This is a genomic window from Kitasatospora sp. NPDC057940, assembly GCF_042887425.1.
In the GTDB taxonomy this organism is placed as follows: Bacteria; Actinomycetota; Actinomycetes; order Streptomycetales; family Streptomycetaceae; genus Kitasatospora.
Map to the genome: position 1 here is coordinate 1 of NZ_JBHVPH010000037.1, position 16,387 is coordinate 16,387.

Annotated in this window: 15 protein-coding genes, 1 tRNA gene and 2 pseudogenes; 8 read left to right on the forward strand and 10 right to left on the reverse strand. The window is 69.9% G+C overall.

Annotated elements, in window-relative coordinates; genetic code table 11:
* Positions 1–287: 287 nt before the first annotated feature.
* Together ACFVTF_RS34610 and ACFVTF_RS34615 are read left to right on the forward strand one after the other, a co-directional pair.
* Positions 288–437 (forward strand): annotated as a pseudogene (locus ACFVTF_RS34610) (FAD binding domain-containing protein); the annotation flags it as partial.
* 77 nt (positions 438–514) lie between these two features.
* A complete protein-coding gene (locus ACFVTF_RS34615) occupies positions 515–1,948 on the forward strand; it encodes a PQQ-binding-like beta-propeller repeat protein (protein ID WP_387817987.1) in 1,434 nt (477 codons plus the stop codon).
* 409 nt (positions 1,949–2,357) lie between these two features.
* Here ACFVTF_RS34615 and ACFVTF_RS34620 read toward each other — a convergent pair whose 3' ends face one another.
* The 3 genes from ACFVTF_RS34620 to ACFVTF_RS34630 form a co-directional block, all read right to left on the reverse strand.
* Positions 2,358–2,654 (reverse strand): hypothetical protein, encoded by a 297-nt coding sequence (locus tag ACFVTF_RS34620; protein WP_387817988.1) that lies wholly within the window; start codon positions 2,652–2,654, stop codon positions 2,358–2,360.
* Positions 2,655–2,760: 106 nt separating this feature from the next.
* Positions 2,761–3,372, reverse strand: a complete 612-nt coding sequence (locus ACFVTF_RS34625) for an SMI1/KNR4 family protein (protein ID WP_387817989.1) — start codon at positions 3,370–3,372, stop codon at positions 2,761–2,763.
* Positions 3,373–3,705: 333 nt separating this feature from the next.
* The gene (locus ACFVTF_RS34630) at positions 3,706–3,849 is read right to left on the reverse strand and encodes a hypothetical protein (RefSeq protein WP_387817990.1); all 144 of its coding nucleotides are present in this window, start codon (positions 3,847–3,849) and stop codon (positions 3,706–3,708) included.
* A 1,004-nt stretch (positions 3,850–4,853) separates the two neighbouring features.
* On the opposite strand from ACFVTF_RS34630, the gene ACFVTF_RS34635 reads away from it, so the two are divergent.
* Together ACFVTF_RS34635 and ACFVTF_RS34640 are read left to right on the forward strand one after the other, a co-directional pair.
* Positions 4,854–5,441: an EF-Tu/IF-2/RF-3 family GTPase gene (locus tag ACFVTF_RS34635; protein ID WP_387817991.1), complete on the forward strand. Its 588-nt coding sequence runs from the start codon at positions 4,854–4,856 to the stop codon at positions 5,439–5,441.
* A gap of 288 nt (positions 5,442–5,729) precedes the next feature.
* A pseudogene (locus ACFVTF_RS34640) lies at positions 5,730–5,897 on the forward strand (transposase); the annotation flags it as partial.
* 65 nt (positions 5,898–5,962) lie between these two features.
* Here the strand turns inward: ACFVTF_RS34640 and ACFVTF_RS34645 are convergent.
* A tRNA-Met gene (locus ACFVTF_RS34645) sits at positions 5,963–6,039 on the reverse strand.
* A gap of 269 nt (positions 6,040–6,308) precedes the next feature.
* Between ACFVTF_RS34645 and ACFVTF_RS34650 the strand changes: the two genes are divergently transcribed.
* Positions 6,309–6,695, forward strand: a complete 387-nt coding sequence (locus ACFVTF_RS34650; RefSeq protein ID WP_387817992.1) for a hypothetical protein — start codon at positions 6,309–6,311, stop codon at positions 6,693–6,695.
* Between the two features lie 112 nt (positions 6,696–6,807).
* Here ACFVTF_RS34650 and ACFVTF_RS34655 read toward each other — a convergent pair whose 3' ends face one another.
* Positions 6,808–7,959, reverse strand: coding sequence for a methyltransferase domain-containing protein (locus ACFVTF_RS34655; protein WP_387817993.1), 1,152 nt, complete (start codon positions 7,957–7,959; stop codon positions 6,808–6,810).
* On the reverse strand, positions 7,956–8,093 hold the full coding sequence (locus ACFVTF_RS34660) for a hypothetical protein (protein ID WP_331744608.1): 138 nt from the start codon (positions 8,091–8,093) through the stop codon (positions 7,956–7,958). The genes ACFVTF_RS34655 and ACFVTF_RS34660 overlap by 4 nt, the downstream gene beginning before the upstream one ends.
* 699 nt (positions 8,094–8,792) lie before the next feature.
* Between ACFVTF_RS34660 and ACFVTF_RS34665 the strand changes: the two genes are divergently transcribed.
* Complete coding sequence (locus ACFVTF_RS34665) at positions 8,793–9,011, forward strand: ferredoxin (RefSeq protein WP_387817994.1); 219 nt, start codon at positions 8,793–8,795, stop codon at positions 9,009–9,011.
* Positions 9,012–9,102: 91 nt separating this feature from the next.
* Positions 9,103–10,308, forward strand: coding sequence for a cytochrome P450 (locus ACFVTF_RS34670; protein WP_387817995.1), 1,206 nt, complete (start codon positions 9,103–9,105; stop codon positions 10,306–10,308).
* Between the two features lie 91 nt (positions 10,309–10,399).
* On the opposite strand, the gene ACFVTF_RS34675 is transcribed toward ACFVTF_RS34670, so the two are convergent.
* The 3 genes from ACFVTF_RS34675 to ACFVTF_RS34685 all read right to left on the reverse strand — a co-directional run bounded on the left by ACFVTF_RS34675 (position 10,400) and on the right by ACFVTF_RS34685 (position 13,851).
* The gene (locus ACFVTF_RS34675; protein ID WP_387817996.1) at positions 10,400–11,887 is read right to left on the reverse strand and encodes a CoA transferase; all 1,488 of its coding nucleotides are present in this window, start codon (positions 11,885–11,887) and stop codon (positions 10,400–10,402) included.
* Positions 11,888–11,970: 83 nt separating this feature from the next.
* Positions 11,971–12,987: a 3-hydroxyacyl-CoA dehydrogenase NAD-binding domain-containing protein gene (locus ACFVTF_RS34680; protein ID WP_387817997.1), complete on the reverse strand. Its 1,017-nt coding sequence runs from the start codon at positions 12,985–12,987 to the stop codon at positions 11,971–11,973.
* 126 nt (positions 12,988–13,113) lie between these two features.
* Positions 13,114–13,851, reverse strand: coding sequence for an acetoacetate decarboxylase (locus tag ACFVTF_RS34685; RefSeq protein WP_387817998.1), 738 nt, complete (start codon positions 13,849–13,851; stop codon positions 13,114–13,116).
* Positions 13,852–14,043: 192 nt separating this feature from the next.
* On the opposite strand from ACFVTF_RS34685, the gene ACFVTF_RS34690 reads away from it, so the two are divergent.
* Positions 14,044–14,952, forward strand: coding sequence for a LysR substrate-binding domain-containing protein (locus tag ACFVTF_RS34690; protein WP_387818027.1), 909 nt, complete (start codon positions 14,044–14,046; stop codon positions 14,950–14,952).
* 121 nt (positions 14,953–15,073) lie between these two features.
* On the opposite strand, the gene ACFVTF_RS34695 is transcribed toward ACFVTF_RS34690, so the two are convergent.
* Positions 15,074–16,294, reverse strand: coding sequence for an RICIN domain-containing protein (locus ACFVTF_RS34695; RefSeq protein WP_387817999.1), 1,221 nt, complete (start codon positions 16,292–16,294; stop codon positions 15,074–15,076).
* Positions 16,295–16,387 lie beyond the last annotated feature (93 nt).

The following is a 16,387-nucleotide window of genomic DNA, read 5'->3' on the forward strand; positions in this document are numbered from 1 at the left end:
CCCAGCCCGAACCAGGAAATGGTGTTTCAAAAGGATTGGCCGCCCCGGGACCGTCCGCGCCGATGCGTGTCCGGTGCTCCCTGCCGAGCGACTAGGGAACACTACCCCTGGTCGGCGCCCAAGACAAGTAAGGACCGCGCGGCCGCCGCACGGGGCCGAACCGGTGGTTCCGGGCCCCTCGGCAGCTCTGCTCGGCGGTCGGGATGCTCGCGGAGGCGGCGAAGGGCCGGCCGAGCGCCATGACGGACCTCGACGCGCAGGCGCCGTCGCCGCTGGACGAGACGGTGGTCCGGCTGCACTATCCCGCGCTGTCCCAGGCCCTGCTGTCGGGAGCGTCCCGGCAGCTGCGCAACCTCGCCACCACCGCCGGCAACCTGCTCCGACGCACCCGCTGCCCGTACTTCCAGGACATCACCAAGCGGCGCAACAAACGACAGCTGCTTCCCCGCGGCCGATGGCCTCCGGGACGTGACTGGTGTGGTGGGGGAGTCGGTTTCCGGTCGAATGAGGCCGGATGCCAGGCATAGGTGGGTTGGTGATCTTCCCGGACGAGTGGCGGAGTGGCTACTCTGCGTGGCGGCGGGTGGCAGCGCACGGGCGCATGGGGCGGCCGGGGCCGCTCGCCGTTCGGGAGGAACGTCGCGTGACGCAGTCGGGTGTGTCTCACTTCTACATCGCCTACCGGCAGACGGGGCCGGAGCCGGGCGGCATCGCGGTGCTGGATGCGGCCACCGGCCGGATCAGGACGACCCAGGCCCTGATGGGTAACCGCGGCCTGGCCGCCCAGCCCGGCGGCGCCGCCACGAAGCTGTACACCCTGTCCGAAGGGGGCTACAACGTCAGCACGGTCGACACCCGGACCCTGGAGGCGGACACCCTCTACTCCGACCAGGAGAGTCCCTCGGCAACAGACGCAGCGGTGAATGCCGACGGCAGCCGTCTGTTCCTGGCCCAGGGCTTGGTCGTGTTCGAGCTGGACGCGGCCTCGGGGAAGGAGGAGGGGGACCACCCCGTCCCCCAGGAGCCCGTCTTCAGCTCATGGGAGACCATCGCGCTGTCCCCGGACGGCAAACGCCTCTACCTGGGCAGGCACGGTCAGAACTCGAACCGGAAGGAGACGCCCTGCGTGCTGGCCATGGACGTCCCCGAGCGGGCCGAGGAAGGGACCAACGCGCAGGACGACAACGCGGTGGAGACCGATCCTGGTCCGGGGCAGGCGGTCGACATCGCCGCCCCCGCCGAGAAGTACCGCGCCGTCCGGGTGCTCCTCAGTGCCGACGGCGCCACCCTGTACGCGTTCGTGCCCCATCAGGCCGACCCGCTGGTCGCCATCGACACCGCCACCATGACCGTCACCGCCCGCGCCCAGGGCCCCGCCCCGACCGCCCTCGCACTGTCACCGGACGGCACCCTCCTCTACGCCGTCCACGCCGACCGTGCAGGCAGCATCCTCAACGCCGCCGACCTCACCGAGGCCGGCACCTTCCCCAGCGCCCCGGACGGGGCCCCGGCCATCACCGTCGCCCCCGACGGCACCGTGTGCGTGGCCTACTCCGACCACACCTGCACCGTGATCGCCCCCGACGCCGAGGAGGCATCCACTCCCGCCCGCCTGGCCGGCGCACCGCTGGCCGTGGTGACCGCCGCAGCCAGCGAAGCCGACCCCCAACCCCAGCCCGAGTACGTCGGCCAGTACCGGCGCGATGCCATGCCGCGTCGGTACAACGAGAACTCCGACGGACACGGCATGTGGTCCACCGAGATCACCTGCGAGCAGGGCACCTTCGTACCCGCCTACGACAAGGTCTACGAGGGCAGCTACACCCTCACCGACGGCATCGGCGTCTGGCGCAAGGCCGTCCTCGGCGGCGGCGAGAACAAGAAGTTCTACCGCATCCCCGCCTGGGACAACCTGATCGTCGACGGCGACGACGTCACCTGGCTGTAGGCGCCGCCGCACCCACCCCGGCGGGCACGGCCCGAGGCGAACCGATTTCCGACAGCAGTTCCAGAACACCAGCGGACCCCGGCCGCCGCGGCCGGGGTCCCCCCTTACAGGGCGCTAAGGCAAGTGGGCTTGATCGGCCGGCGCCTTGCAGGTATTCGGGGATTCGTCAGGCACGAACGGCACGTCCGCCCGCCGTCCTTCCGGATGTCGCACAGGTCGAGCGGATCGTCTACCCCGACCGCACGGGCCAGGAAGGGCGACACCTCGGCTCGCGGGTGCCGCTGACCACTGGGGCAGAAGCTCACTGCTCGATCGCTCGCGCCGCAGCATCGTCGGTGGGACGTTTGAGGGCGATGCCCGATCCCGTTCCCGAATCATCTGGCAGCCCCGCAGGTCAGAGCCGTGACAGCTACCAACTCAGATCGGACAGGACAGCCAGTTCGGAAGTTGTCCTCGGTTCGTGATGGGTCCGCCGCAGCAACACCGCGTCCAGATCGTCGACCCGTGCTCGTAGTTCGCCTGCGGCTCGGGGCGGCAGCATGAAGATAACCTCTTCGAGCTTGTCGCGGGCCCAGCCTTCGCCGCAGCAGAGGCAGGTGAATTCGGCCTCCCATGGCTGCCAACGTCGCTTGGTCCCGTGGACTCGGGCGGACCACACGCTCACGGCCGTGGCGACGACGCCGGGAATCAGTCGATCGCGCTCCAAGCAGCGGATGGCAGCGCTTGCGGGTCCTGACACGCGCGGGACATCGCGGTAGCGCACCCATGGACTACTCCATGATCGTTGGCGCGATCGAAGTGATGCCGGCGCTCTACGCGGCATGGCCCCTTCCGGCGCGGTTCCGGTGCTGTCTCAGGAGGCGGTCGACCGGAGCTCGCAGGGCGGGTGAGGTCAGTTCCAGGTCGCGGTTGTCGCGGCCGTCGAGCATGTGGTCGAGCCAGCGTTCGTACCAGGCCAGGAAGTCGGTGGCCGAGGAGACGTTGGGGCCCCAGAAGCCGTCGGCGTTTCCGGTGACGACGCGGCCGACCAGGGGGCCGGTGATGCCGAGAAGCACCAGGTCGGTGCACCCTGCCTCGATGATGTGCAGGAAAAGGTCACCTCGGTGAGACGGGCCGCCGGCGAACGTGAACCCCCGAGGGCGGCCGGGCTCGCCTCGGGGGTCCATCGTGAACAGCCGACACGACTGCAACGGCAGCAGGCCGTAGAACGGTGAGGCTCCGCTCCCGCCCAGTGTGGTCAGGAAGCTGCGGTAGGGGTCAGGCAGTTCGACGTGGTGGTCGGCCTCGAACTCGGCGACCTTCGCGTCCGGCAACGGGGGTTCGAGGCGGAACCCGTGCTTCTCTTCGCCGAAGGAGTAGCTTCGCGGTGCGGCATAGGGCACCTCGGCGAGCTTGCGTCGGATGCGGGCGATCCGGGAGTCCATGCGAACTCTTCTCTCTGTCCTGCCGCAAGCTACCTGCTCACCGGCAGGGGTGTCACCAGTGTGATCGGCTGCCCGGGGAGAGATGCCAAGACGCCGTGCCGCTTCTGCGGGCAACTGGGGATGATCTCGCCCGTACGGTGAGACCAACAATCCAGTGAGGACAACGGCTTCGGGATAGGTCGCCGGCTCGATGGGGGCAGGAGGAAGAGAGGGCGATCCGTGTGGAGGACTGGGCCGAGATTCGCCGGTTGCGCCGGGCGGAGGGGTTGTTGGCCCGGGCCCCGTCCACGGAGGAACGGGGCCTGAGTCACGGGGGGAGCTGCAGGCGTGCTGTCAGGAGAAGATGTCGCGTTCGTATTTGCCGCTGTACTCCCAGGTGCCTGCGGGGAAGCTGGACTGCCAGGTGCCCAGGCGGATCTGCAGGTTCTCGCGCTTGGTGAGCTTGCCCGCGATGTTGATCTCCTTGGTATCGGACACGCCCTCGCCCCTGCACTCGACTTCTGCGGTGTCCTTCCAGGACTGGCTCGCTCCCCCGTACTGGAGCCACGCCGTCGTCCGTGAGGTGTCCTCGCAGGACACGTCCAGGAGCCCGCTGATCGCGTAGGAGCCGTCACCCGTCCACGTGAGCTCCCCCCGGAACGACGCGGAGTCACGCCCACGCCACACAGAGAACCCGATCGGGTAGCGCTCCTGCTGGACAGTCCGTACTGCCGGCGATGCCACGCCCGCAGGCACCGGGACAGCCGTTGCGGCCAAGGCACCGCCAGCGATCGAAGCCAGGGTGGCCAGTGAGACCAGCGATGTCCTGCACAACACACGAAGGGTCATGGACTGTTTCCATCCTCTCATCGGGGAAGTCGGCCGCGCGGGAGCGCCGGCTCGAACTGGTTCGAGCAAGCCACAACCGGCAGCCCGCTACCAAGCTGAGCGCCCGTAAACCGCTCGGAGGAGGGAAAAACCTTCGAGACTCGGCAAGTTCAGAAGCGAGATTCGTCTGAACAGTCACCCACTGGCCCGGCCAGATCATCTGAAACGGCAGGCTAATCGGACCAGATCATCCAAGAGAGGCATCAGATCGAGCGGGAGGGGACAAGAACGATCACGGTCGCCTGGTCTCAGCTTCGCTGTCCTGCCTCAAGTGATCATTGTCGGTGGAATGGCGCCTGAACTGGGTTGATGCAACGGGATGTGAGACCAGGCAAGCTGATTGGTCTCACATCCCGCTGTCGCTCGGACGGGTTTGCCGCCGAGTGCTTCGGATTCAGTTGCCGCTGATCGTGTCCGTGCACGGACGCCGGTCGTCGTTTCGGCCGGTCTGGTCCACCGCAAGGCAATACTGTTGGAGGCAGGATCTGAAAACCCTGACGGACCGCCAGTATGCGCGAGGCGGTGAGCATTCGCTCCGCAGCTCCTGCGGCCCGGTGCTGCCGCCCATTCCGTCGGCAGTCTGCACAGACCGCTCACACGAGGAGGAGCCACCTATGTCAGAAGAGACAGCCGGGGCGGCAGTCGACGAACCGTTCCTGATGTCCATCGTGGACGTTCAGTCTTCCCCGGGGGTCGGGACCGTTCTGCTGGGCCGCATCGAACGCGGCAGCGTCAAGGCGGGGGACGACGTCGAGATCGTCGGCGCCGGCAAGTCCCTGGCTGCCAAATGCGCAGGGGTCGAGGTGGACCGTACGGCAAGGGGAGAACAGGACGGGAAGGCCGTGGCCGTGCTGCTGCGTGACGCCGCCAAGGACATCGAAGTGGGTCAGGTCCTGGCCAAGCCGGGCAGCTACACCGCACGCACCACCTTCAAGGCCAGCGTCTACGTGCTGAGCGCAGACGAAGGCGGCAGGAACATCTCCATCACCTCCGGCTATCGGCCCAAGTTCGTCATCCGCAAAAGGATCATCGACGGATCCATCAAGCTGGCGGATGGGATTGAAAGGGCAATGCCCGGTGAGACTACTGATCTGACCGCCACTCTGGACCACGAGATCGTCCTGGTGGAAGGCCTGTGCTTCTCGTTCCAGCACGGCCCGGGAATCGTGGCGAATGGAACCGTTACCGAGGTCATCTCGTAGGTGCGGGGCTTCGTGCGCGCTCCGGGCGGTGCCCACCCCGAAGGCCTTCACCGTCACGGTCTGGCGCCTGAAGTGAACGAAGCCACGTAGCAGACGGTGGCCGGGCTGTCTCAGGTTTCGTTGTCGGCCACCGGCCAATTCGGCAACGGAACCCGAGACAGCGACGGCCCGCATATTCGAACTCACGGAAGAACACCCGGCACGATCGAGTACGCCACCGACACGGACAGCCCACGCCTGGCCCCCACTCACCCCGGAGCAGTGGCCCCCAAATGACCCGACGAAATCAAGAACACCAACGGCCTGCTGCGGCAGTACTTCCCCAAGGGCACCGACCTCTCGGTCCACACCCCCGAGCACCTGGCCGCCGTCGCCGACCAGCTCAACCGCCGCCCACGCAAAACGCTCGGCTGGGAAACCCCAGCCGAGCGTCTGGCTAAACTCCTCGCGGCCTAGACAACCGACCACGTGTTGCAACGACCGCTAGAAACCGCCGTGCGCGTCCGCGCCTTCGGCGTTCGTGGTAGCGGGGACAGGATTTGAACCTGCGACCTCTGGGTTATGAGCCCAGCGAGCTACCGAGCTGCTCCACCCCGCGTCGGTAGTACCGACCGTACGGCACCAGGCGGCGATCGCCTAATCGGTTACCCGGCGGCCGCCCCCGCCGGGCAGTCCTTCGTCGGCAGGTGGTGCGGCAGGGGCGAACACGCGCCCCGGCGTCCGTGCGTGCGATCGAAGACGTTCGGCCACGAACCCCCGAGAGTTGGCTACTTTGCGTCATCAATCATGTCGGATGTGTGACATGCCTGGACTGCTGGGCATGCTGCGGTCCGGGTCGACTCGCAGGCACAACTCCAGGAGTGAGACATGTTCAGCACCGTGCATGCCGCCAGGATCACCGCCGCCGCTGCCGCCACCGCCCTCGCCGTCAGCCTGGGCGTCGTGGCCGCGCCGTCCGCCTCGGCGACCGACAACTGCTGGCCCGGGGAGAGCAACCGGTGGTACTGCCACAACGTGCCCGGCTCCCCCGTGTACGGCGTGGTCGGCAACAACCACGTCTACCCGGACCCGGACACCGTCGTCGGGTACATGAACTCCAACCCCAGCTGGTTCTACTGCAAGGAGGACAACCAGGCCTGGGTCGGCGGGCCGCACCCGACCCGCTGGCTGATGACCGTCGCCGACAACGGCCAGCTCGGCTTCATGAAGGACACCGCCATCACCAGCGAGACCGACCCCGTTCCGAACTGCTGACCCGACCTGGAGCCGATCCCCGCTCCGCGCGAGCAGGAGCGCGAGCAGGAGCGCGAGCAGGAGCGCAAGCAGGAGCGCAAGCAGGAGCGCAAGCAGGAGCGCGGCTGTCGCTCTACTCGCGGTGTCGCAGGAGGGGATTGCCGGGCCTGTCCAACCAAGCCGTCTGTCCGGCAGGTGTCACCGTGAGCCCGTACCGCTCGTAGCCTGGGCGTCCGGCGGCCGTCCACCGGGCGTACGCGGCCTCCGTCTCGTCCCAGAGTTGCCGGGGCCCGGACTGGCGGACCTCGAACCGGGGTTCCCCGGGCACGGAGTCGACCGTGGCCCAGGACGTGACGGCCGTGTCGAACAGCCACCACGTCCAGCCGCCGTCACCGAACTCGTTGCGCCGGTAGTACACGTCCGGCAGGGCGAGGGCGCAGGCGAATTGCGCGAGCCAGTCGCCCCCGATGGCCTCGGGGTCGAGGCTCGTCCAGGACTGCGCGGAGTCGCCCGGCCATTCACCGGGCAGGTAGTCGTCCACCGGAGTGCCCTGGTAGCGCTGCTGGCGCAGCATCATGAACGCCGCCGACCGGGTGAACGGACCGCTCGCCGTCCCGTCGTCGCCCACCGTGAGCCGCACGATCGCCCCACCGCCCAGCAGCGGTGAGACGGGGCTGACGATCACCCCGCCCGGCCGGGTCTGAGCGACCCAGGCGGGCGGGATGTCCCGCAGTGACACGGTGGAGATGATCCGGTCATACGGGGCGCGTACGCCCCACCCGAGCGAGCCGTCCCCGCACGCGACTTCGGGGGTGTAGCCGGTCCTGCGAAGTGCGGTGCGGGCCTGCGCGGTGACCTGCGCGTCCACCTCGATGGTGGACACCGTTTCGGCGCCCAGGCGATGCGCCAACAAGGCCGCGTTGTAGCCGGTGCCCGTCCCGATTTCGAGCACCCGGTGCCCGGGGACCGCGTCCAGGTCGGACAGCATCTCGGCCACCATGGTGGGCATGGATGCCGACGACGTGGGAGTGCGCCGGCCGCCGTCCTCGACACCGTCGTCCCACTGCGTGACGATCGGCAGGTCGCTGTAGGCGAGCCGCATCCACCGCTCGGGTTCCTTGGTCCGGCTGCACTCGGTGTCGCCGCCGTCCTCGTCCGCCCAGATGGTGTCGGGGAGGAACGCGTGTCGGGGCACGGCCGCCACGGCCGGAGCCCATTCGGTGGGCAGGGAACCGGCGTCGGTGAGCGCCGCCACCAATGCGGCCCGCTGCTGTTCGGGGGTCAACTCTTCTTGTGCTTCGGTGCCGGGGTCGGCTGCCGGCCGTCCTTCGAGGGGTTCGGGCCGATGGCCGGCGAGCCGGGCTTGGCGTGCCCGCCGCCCTTGCCGTCGTTCGGTCCACCCTTGTTCGCGTCCCCCATGGTCAGCGTCCTTTCTCTGTTCGGCTGGTAGGGGCGGTGCTGTCCCCGCCGCACCCGGGGGCGCAGCGCGTACCCGCCGCGCGGCAGGGGTAGTACCCCGCTCCGGGCGGGATGGACCTCGATCGACAGCCCGGGATGGGAGTTCGATAGCCGAGTGCCTGCCCTGCGCGCGGTGTTCATCGGTTCGCTTGTGCCGGGAACGGCTGCTCGGCAAGACTTTCAAGGGGCTGACCGACCGGACGTTCGTCTGGCAGGCCGCCGAGTTGCTCGCCCGGGAGACCGGGCGGGACACCCGGACGGTGCTGGTCCGGCCGGAACTGATCGTCGAGGTCGCCTTCGACGGCCTCCGGCGCAGCCCCGCCACCCCGCAGGCCCGGCCCTGCGGTTCGCCCGGGTGGTGCGCTAGCGGCCGGACAAGAGCGCCGCCGAGGCCGACACGGCGCCCTGCGTACGGGAGTTGGCCACCGCCGAAGGCTTGTGAGGCCGTCCGCGCGGCCGGGTCCGCCGACCCGTCCGGCGAAGCACCGCGGGTTTCAACGCACCGCGCCGCAAAGGGGGTTCACACACAGGGGCCGAATCAGCCATTCTCGGCCCGGCCACCGTACCCCTCCGTAAACGGACCAGCGACGGCTAGGTTGACCGTGACAACGAGAGGCGGCCGCCGGGCAGCCGGCGCCGCCCTGGCGAAAGGTGCCCGACATGCAGGTGAGCGTCGACCGGGACCGTTGCTGCAGCTCCGGCATGTGCGTGATGAACGCCCCCGCGGTCTTCGACCAGGACGACCGGGACAGTCTTGTGAAGCTCCGTCAGACCGTCCTGCTGCCCGAGCAGTTCGACGACGTCAGACTCGCCGCCGAGCTCTGCCCGGGCCGGGCGATCACCGTCACCGGGGACGAGCCCGCGCGGACCGGGGCCTGACGGACCCCCGCCGCCGGCCCCGCAGGCAGCCGGGAACCTTCCCGGGCCCCGAACCCCACGAGAACACCCGCGACGTGAGGAGACCCCCGCCTTGACCACCGCACCCACCACCCCCGTCCTCCCACTGCCGGCCCAACACTCCGGCGGCTGCCCGTTCGGCCCGCCGCCCGCGTACTCCGAGGCCGCCGCCACCGGGCCGGTGACCAGGGCCAAGCTGCCCGACGGCGACCTCTGCTGGCTGGTCACCGGCCTCGCCGAGGTCCGCACCGTGCTGTCCGACCGCCGGTTCAGTGCCGACATACGCCACCCGACCTTCCCGCTGCTGATCGCCGGCGCTCGCGAGCTGATCACCGACAATCCGGACTTCCTGCGGCTCGACGACCCCGAGCACGCCCGCCAGCGCCGCATGCTCACCGGGGAATTCCTGGTCAAGCGGGTGGAGGCGCTGCGCCCGGAGATCCAGCGGATCGTGGACGAGGCACTGGACCGGATGACCGAGGGCCGGACCACGGCCGACCTGGTCACCGACTTCGCGCTGCCGGTGCCCTCGCTGGTGATCTGCCTGCTGCTCGGCGTGCCGTACGAGGACCACGACCGCTTCCAGAGCCTGAGCCGCACGATGCTCAGCCAGGAGAGCACCGTGGAGCAGCTCCGGGAGGCCCAGGAGGAAATCCTGCACTACCTGCGCGACCTGACGGCCCGCAAGCGCGAACAGCCGCAGGACGACGTCCTCAGCCGACTCGCGGCGCGGGACGACCTGACCCCGGACGACGCGGCCGCCATGAGCGTGCTGCTGCTGGTCGCCGGGCACGAGACGACCGCGAACATGATCGCGCTGTCGACCGCGCTGCTGCTGGAGCACCCCGAGCAGATCCCCGGCCTGGCCGACCCGGCCACCCTGCCGGGCGCGGTGGAGGAGCTGTTGCGGCTGCTGACCATCGTGCACACCGGCCTGCCCCGGGTGGCGCTGGAGGACGTGGAACTGGGCGGCGTCACCGTCCGGGCCGGGGAGGGCGTGATGGCGATGCTCTCCACCGCCAACCGGGACGAGGCGGTGTTCGGCGGCGCCGACCATCGGGCGACCGACGAGCTGGACCTGTACCGGGACGCCCGGCGGCACCTGGCGTTCGGCTTCGGCGTGCACCAGTGCCTGGGCCAGCCGCTGGCCCGCGCCGAACTCCAGATCGCCCTGGAGACGCTGTTCCGCCGGCTGCCGGGGCTGCGGCCGGCCGGCGAACGCGAGTTCCGTACCGAGTCGTTCATCTACGGGATGCGGTCACTGCCCGTGACCTGGTGAGCGGGGCCCGACGGAGAACTCTCACCGGAGTACCAGGCGGAGCTGTCCGGGCGATCATGTGCGGAGCCAGATGACGAGAGCGGCTGCGGTGTCAGGCGGTGGGCAGCCATGCCGGGCGCTGGGAGCCGCGGGGTACGAGGATCTGCCGGTAGGCGCCGGGGGTGTCCGACATCCTCACCTGATCGGTGATGCCCTGGTAGTGGCCGAGCGGGGTTTCGGCGGTGAAGACCTCGGGGTCCGGGTAGGCGTGGAGCTCACCGGTGCCGGCGGTCTGCTGCGCGTAGCCCTTGTCGAAGATGCCCATGGACAGGATCCACAGGGCGACCCGGGACAGGGACACGTGGACGCGGTAGCTGCCGCCGTCCACGGCGCGACGACGCAGGGCCTCGGCGATGCCGGCCGTCATGAACCAGGAGACGAGGTAGTCGTTGACGACGGTGATCGGGGGCAGGGCGGGCTTGTCGCCGTCGCCCTCCAGGTGCAGCAGTCCGGTGAGGGCGCCGGCGGTCTGGTCGAAGCCGAGGTAGTCCTTCCACGGGCCGGTCCTGCCGTTCAGCGACACCGTGGCGTGGATCAGTCCGGGGCGCCGGGCGACGGCCTCGTCCTCGGACAGGCCGATGCGGTCCAGGAAGCCGGGGCGGCGGTTGGCGTAGAAGACGTCGGCCCCGGCCTGGAGCTTGTGGATGAGGGCCAGGCCCTCGGGGGTGTACGGGCTGACCGTGGCGGAGCGGACACCGACGCCGGTGGTGAGGTAGGTGACGTCGTGCTCCAGCTCGTAGGGGCGCCACAGGTTCAGCACGTCCGCGCCGTGCAGGGCCATGGCGCGGCCGGCTCCGGCGCCGGCGATGATGTGGCCCATGCCCAGGGCTCGCACGCCGTCGAACGGGGCGGTGGGGTTGGCGGGCAGCGGCTCGGGCTCGCTGTCACCGATGCGGGTGATCTCCACCAGCGGCAGGCCGGCCAGGACATCGGCGTACTGACGCTCCGTCAGGATCTCGCCGGGCGTGCGCACCATCGGCATGACGCACCCGGCCTCGGCGCCGGCCTGCTCCAGTTCGCGGGCGTTCCACTTCGCGATCGCGGCCTCGACGTGTTCGGGGACGTCGCCCACACCGAGCAGCCGCTCGGCGGCGACCTTGATGTTGGGGTAGATGTTGAACGGCATCATCCAACGGCCGTCAGCAGTGCGGTAGAAGTTGTTGGCCAGGGCCATGTTGATGATCGACGGGGTACCGCCGGTGTAGCCGTTGAGGAGCTCCCACTTCTGCTCGTAGAACGGGCAGAGGCGGTGCGGGCCCACCCGCAGGTCCATGTGGATGTCCTGGCCGCGGCCGGTGCGGTCCTTCCACAGGGCGGCGATGGCGGCGGACTTGGCGACCATGGCGATGCCGGAGGCGGCGCCCAGGCGCAGCGTGCTGGGTACCACCGGGTCGGCACCTTCGAAGGTGATCTCGCCGCCGGTGTCCTGAGGTTTGAGCCCGATGCCGGCGAGGACCTCGTTCGTCTCGGCGTGGACGTCGAACGCGTCGTCGGTGGCCGGGCCGGCGATGGCCTTGGTGATCTTTTCGGTGAGGGACATGACGTCCTCGTTTCTCACGTGTGTCGAGGTGGGCGTAGGCGGATCCGGGCGGAGCGGGCCGGATCCAGGCGGATCAGGGCGGATCAGGCGCGGTGGGTGTCGGCGGAGTCCGGCGTCCCGCCGAGGGCGCGCATCAGGGCTATCTGCGCGCGGTCGCGCTCGGCGGCGAGCTCGGCGACGGTCCCCTCGCCGAAGGCTTCGCGCGCCTGGCCGGCGAGCAGGGCGACGGTGGCGTCGTCGAAGGTGGGGTTGCCCAGGGCGGGCCACATCTCGGATTCCATGGCACGGCCGAGGTGCTCGATGAAGTGGGGCAGGCCGCCCGGGCCGCCGCCGAGGTGGAAGGTGCGGAACGGGCCGGCGACGGCCCAGCGCAGGCCGATCGAGGCGGTGACGACGTCGTCGAGTTCCTGCTCGGTCACCACGCCCTGGGCCACCAGGTGGACGCACTCGCGGAAGAGAGCGGACTGCAGGCGGTTGGCGACGAAGCCGGGGATCTCCTTGCGCAGGACCTGGGGCTCCTTGCCGAGCGCGGTGTAGAAGGCCCTGGCCTGCTGGACGGTGCCCTCCGAGGTCTTCTCACCGGGCACGATCTCCACCAGCGGCACCAGGTGCGGCGGGTTGAACGGGTGGCCGACGATGAGGCGCTCGGGCTGCCGCATCGCCTCGGCGATGGCGGTCGCCGGGATGCCGGAGGTGGAGGAGGCCAGCAGCGCTCGGGCCGGGGCGGCCTGCTCGATGGTCTGCCAGATCCGCTGCTTGAGTTCGAGGCGCTCGGGGCCGTTCTCCTGGACGATGTCGACGTCGGCGACGGCGGTGGCCAGGTCGGCCTCGAAGGTGAGCCCGTCCGTCAGGTTCTCGGTGGGCAGGCCGAGCTCGGCCAGCGTCGGGGTGATCTCGTCCAGGGCCGCCAGGACGAGCTCCTCGATGTCGGGGCGCGGGTCGCTGATGACGACGTCGAGGCCGTGGGCCAGGAAGAGCGCGGCCCAGGAGATGCCGATCACGCCACCACCGATGATCGCGGCACGCTGGTAGGAGTCCGGGGCCGCGGCGCCGTCCTCGCGGGTGGCCGTGACGTGAGCGGGCTCGGATGCGGAAGTCATGATCTCGGAGCTTTCTTGAGGAGGGGGTGCACGGCTTGTCCTCCGCGGGTGCCGATGGAGCGGGTGCCGACGGGGGGTGCCGATGGGGGGCCGAGGGGGGGAGGACTCGGCCGGCCGCTGCCGACGTCAGTCGGCGAGGTAGTCGTGGACAGGCTCGACGGGGTTGAGGGTCAGGTCGGTGATGATGTGGCTGGCGCCGACGATCTCCAGGACGGGCAGATCGGCGAGCGGGGCGATCGCGTGGGCGAAGAGCGCCAGGCGCGCGGGGCCGGTGAAGGCGCTCTTGACCGTGACGTCGGTGATCCGGGTGCGGACCAGCTCGCAGATGCGAGGAGTGCCGTCGTAGTTCGGGACGGTCTTGACCATGAAGTTGGGGGAGCAGATCTCCGCCCGCGCCTCCTCGGGATCCATGGGGTGGTGCTTGTAGCCCATGGTGGCGGTGGCCACGCGCAGAGTGCCGTAGTCGAGCGTGCCGACCAGGGTGTCGGAGTCGACGTAGAGCGCGGGTGAGCCGCCCTTCTTCGGGTACGCGCTGAGCTCGCGACCGCTGGAGATCGCCGGAACACTGTCGACGTACATCGCGAGGTTGAACTCGCCCGCCTCGCCCTCGTGTTCGACGGCGATGAGCTGGCCGGCCTCGGTGTAGTCGCCCAGGCCGGTGGTGTCGGGCATCCGCATGACCTCGAAGCGGACCAGCGGCTCGGTGACGGTGAGCGGCTCGGGGACCAGCCGGCGCAGCGCGTCCGGGTCGGTGCGGTAGACGACGTTGAGGTACTCGCGGTTGGTGAAGCGGTACCGGGTGGGCGCGTAGGCCGGGGAGTCCAGCGGGGTGGTGACCAGCCGGGCGACATCCTGCTTGAGCATCTTGGCCTCCAGGGAGAGGGGCGTGTCACCGGGACCGCGGGGTCTGCGGCTCCGCGCCCGGAGGGATCACGCCGATCTCTCCCGCATCGGACATGTCGGGGGAAGGGCGCCACGCCCTTGGCCGAGCGCCCGCTGACCATTGGACGCCTCTCGATGGAGGCCTGTCCAATATATGATTGAGTCGTGATTCATATGGCTGAGGATATTAATCTCACGAAGCGCCTGCTCGAACAGTTCCTGGCGGTGGCCGACGAGAAGCACTTCGGCCGCGCCGCAGAGCGCCTCTCCATGCGCCAGCCGCCACTCAGCCAGTCGATTCAGCGCCTGGAGCGGGGCCTGGGGGTGCAGCTGTTCAGACGGGGCCCCGGAGGGGTGTCCGTGACCGCGGCGGGCGAGGCGTTCGCCGTCGACGCGCGGCGCCTGCTCGATGCCCAGTCCGCCGCGATCGACCGGGTCCGGCGGGTCGCGAGCGGCCTGGACGGGGACGTCCGGGTGGGCTACGTCAGCATCCTCAGTCACCACTACCTGCCCGGTCTCCTTCGGGCGGCCGCCGAGGAACTGCCGGGGCTGCGCATCCACCTGCATCAGGACTCGTCGGTCGCCGTCGCCGACATGGTCCGCTCCGGCGAACTGGACCTGGGCTTCCTCCGCGACCCGTCACCCCTGTCGGCCGACCTGGCCAGCCGGGAGTTCGCCGTCGAGCGCATCGCCGCGGCCCTGCCGCACGATCACCCGCTGGTCGGGGCCGACGGGATCGACCTGGCCGACCTGAGGGGCGAGGACTTCGTCCTGCCCGACGCCACGGCACTGCCGACCCTGGCCCAGCAGGTTCAACTCGCCTGCCACGAGGCGGGCTTCACACCACGCAGCCGCGCGGTGGCCGACGACCTCACCGGACTGTTCAGCTACGTCGCCTCCGGCCTGTGCGTCAGCCTCGTCCCCGAACGCCTGCGCGACTTCCCCGTTCCCGGAGTCGCCTACGTCCCGCTGCGGGGAGAGTCGCCCCACCTGGAGACCGCCGTGGTCGCCGTGCACCGCCCGGGAGTGGACGAGGCCGTGCACCGCCTGCTGGAACTGATCGCCCGCCACACCGCCGCGTGATCGGAGGCTGGAACCGGCGGCCACCGGGCACTGTTCGGATACGCCTCACCCCGGCCCGGGCGGGTGCCGGGTCGGGGTGAGACGGGTCGGGGTGAGACGGGTCAGCGTGCGCGGGTGACCGCTACTGGAGCTTCCACTCCTGGTTCCAGGCGTTGTTACAGGTCCAGACGCCGAGCGCCTTGGCGTCCTCGTCGTAGGTCAGGCAGTCCTGGTCGGTGATCCGGATCTGGTACTGGCCGCCGCCCGCGCTGACGAGCTGCCACTTCTGCGCGTCGGCGCCGGTCCACGGCTTGGCCTCGGCGAAGAAGGTCTTGGTGTTCTCGGTCAGCGCGAGCCCGGAGACGGCACTGGTGATCTTGTACCGGCCGTTGCCCAGGGCGGTGAACTGCCAGGCGGAGTTCTTGGCGCCGCCGGCGGCGGCCAGGATCGAGGACCCCGTGACGACCGGACCCCGGCCGTTCTTCACCTTGGGGTGGTGCAGCCCGGCGACGCCGGCACCGCCACCGCTGCCGCCCTTGCCGCCCCCGCCCTTGCCGCCGCCCTGGTGCGCGGGGATGGCCGGGGTGGTGCTGGTGTCGCCACCGTCGCCGTCGTCGTTGCCGTTGCCGTTGCCGTCGTCGTTGCCGTCGTCACCGTCATCGCCGTCGTCGTGCGCGGGGATGCCGGGGGTGCCCGGGGTGTCGGTGATCGGGGTGCCACCACCCTTGGGGACGCCCGGGACCGTGATGTCGCGGGCGGGGAAGTGGATGATCCGCTTGCTGTCGACGCAGCGGATCAGCACGCACGACCTGGTGGTGCTCACGGTCCGGTCGGAGTCGGAGCCGACGAAGGCCCAGTTCCCGTACCCGCCGTCGCCCTTGTTGGTGAAGGTCGAGTCACCCGCGAAGACCCAGATGCGGAAGTCGTCGTAGCCGGCCGGACCGCCCTGCGAGTCGTGGTGCTGCAGCTTGACGGTCGTGTCGACCAGCACCCCGTTCATGTTCGCCTCGTACACGTTGCGGAACCAGACGGTGTCGTAGAGGTCGGTGCCGTCGTACTTGAACACCATCACGTTGTAGCCGGGGGCCGCAGCACTCAGCTGACTGGCCATCCCCTGGGTGAACGCGGCGTTGTCGGCCTGCGCCTGGAGGGCCGCGCTGCGGAAGCCGCCGATCATCGCACCGATGGAGTTGATCAGAGCCGTGGTGCAGTTGCCGCCGCCCACGCTGCTCTGGCCGTCGCAGTCGGCTGCGGCGGCCCGCTGCGGCGAGACCATCAGACCGGCAACGGCCAGGCCCGACAGCAGGACGCCCGCGACGGCGCGTTGGGCGAGCGTGTGGGACCGGCGGGAGAGACCGCGCATGCCGAAGTACCTCGATCACTGGGAGTGCTGAAGTTCGCCCGTGGGGAAGGGCCGATGCTCGGATGCTAGGTCCGCCCGAACGCCGCGCCCCGG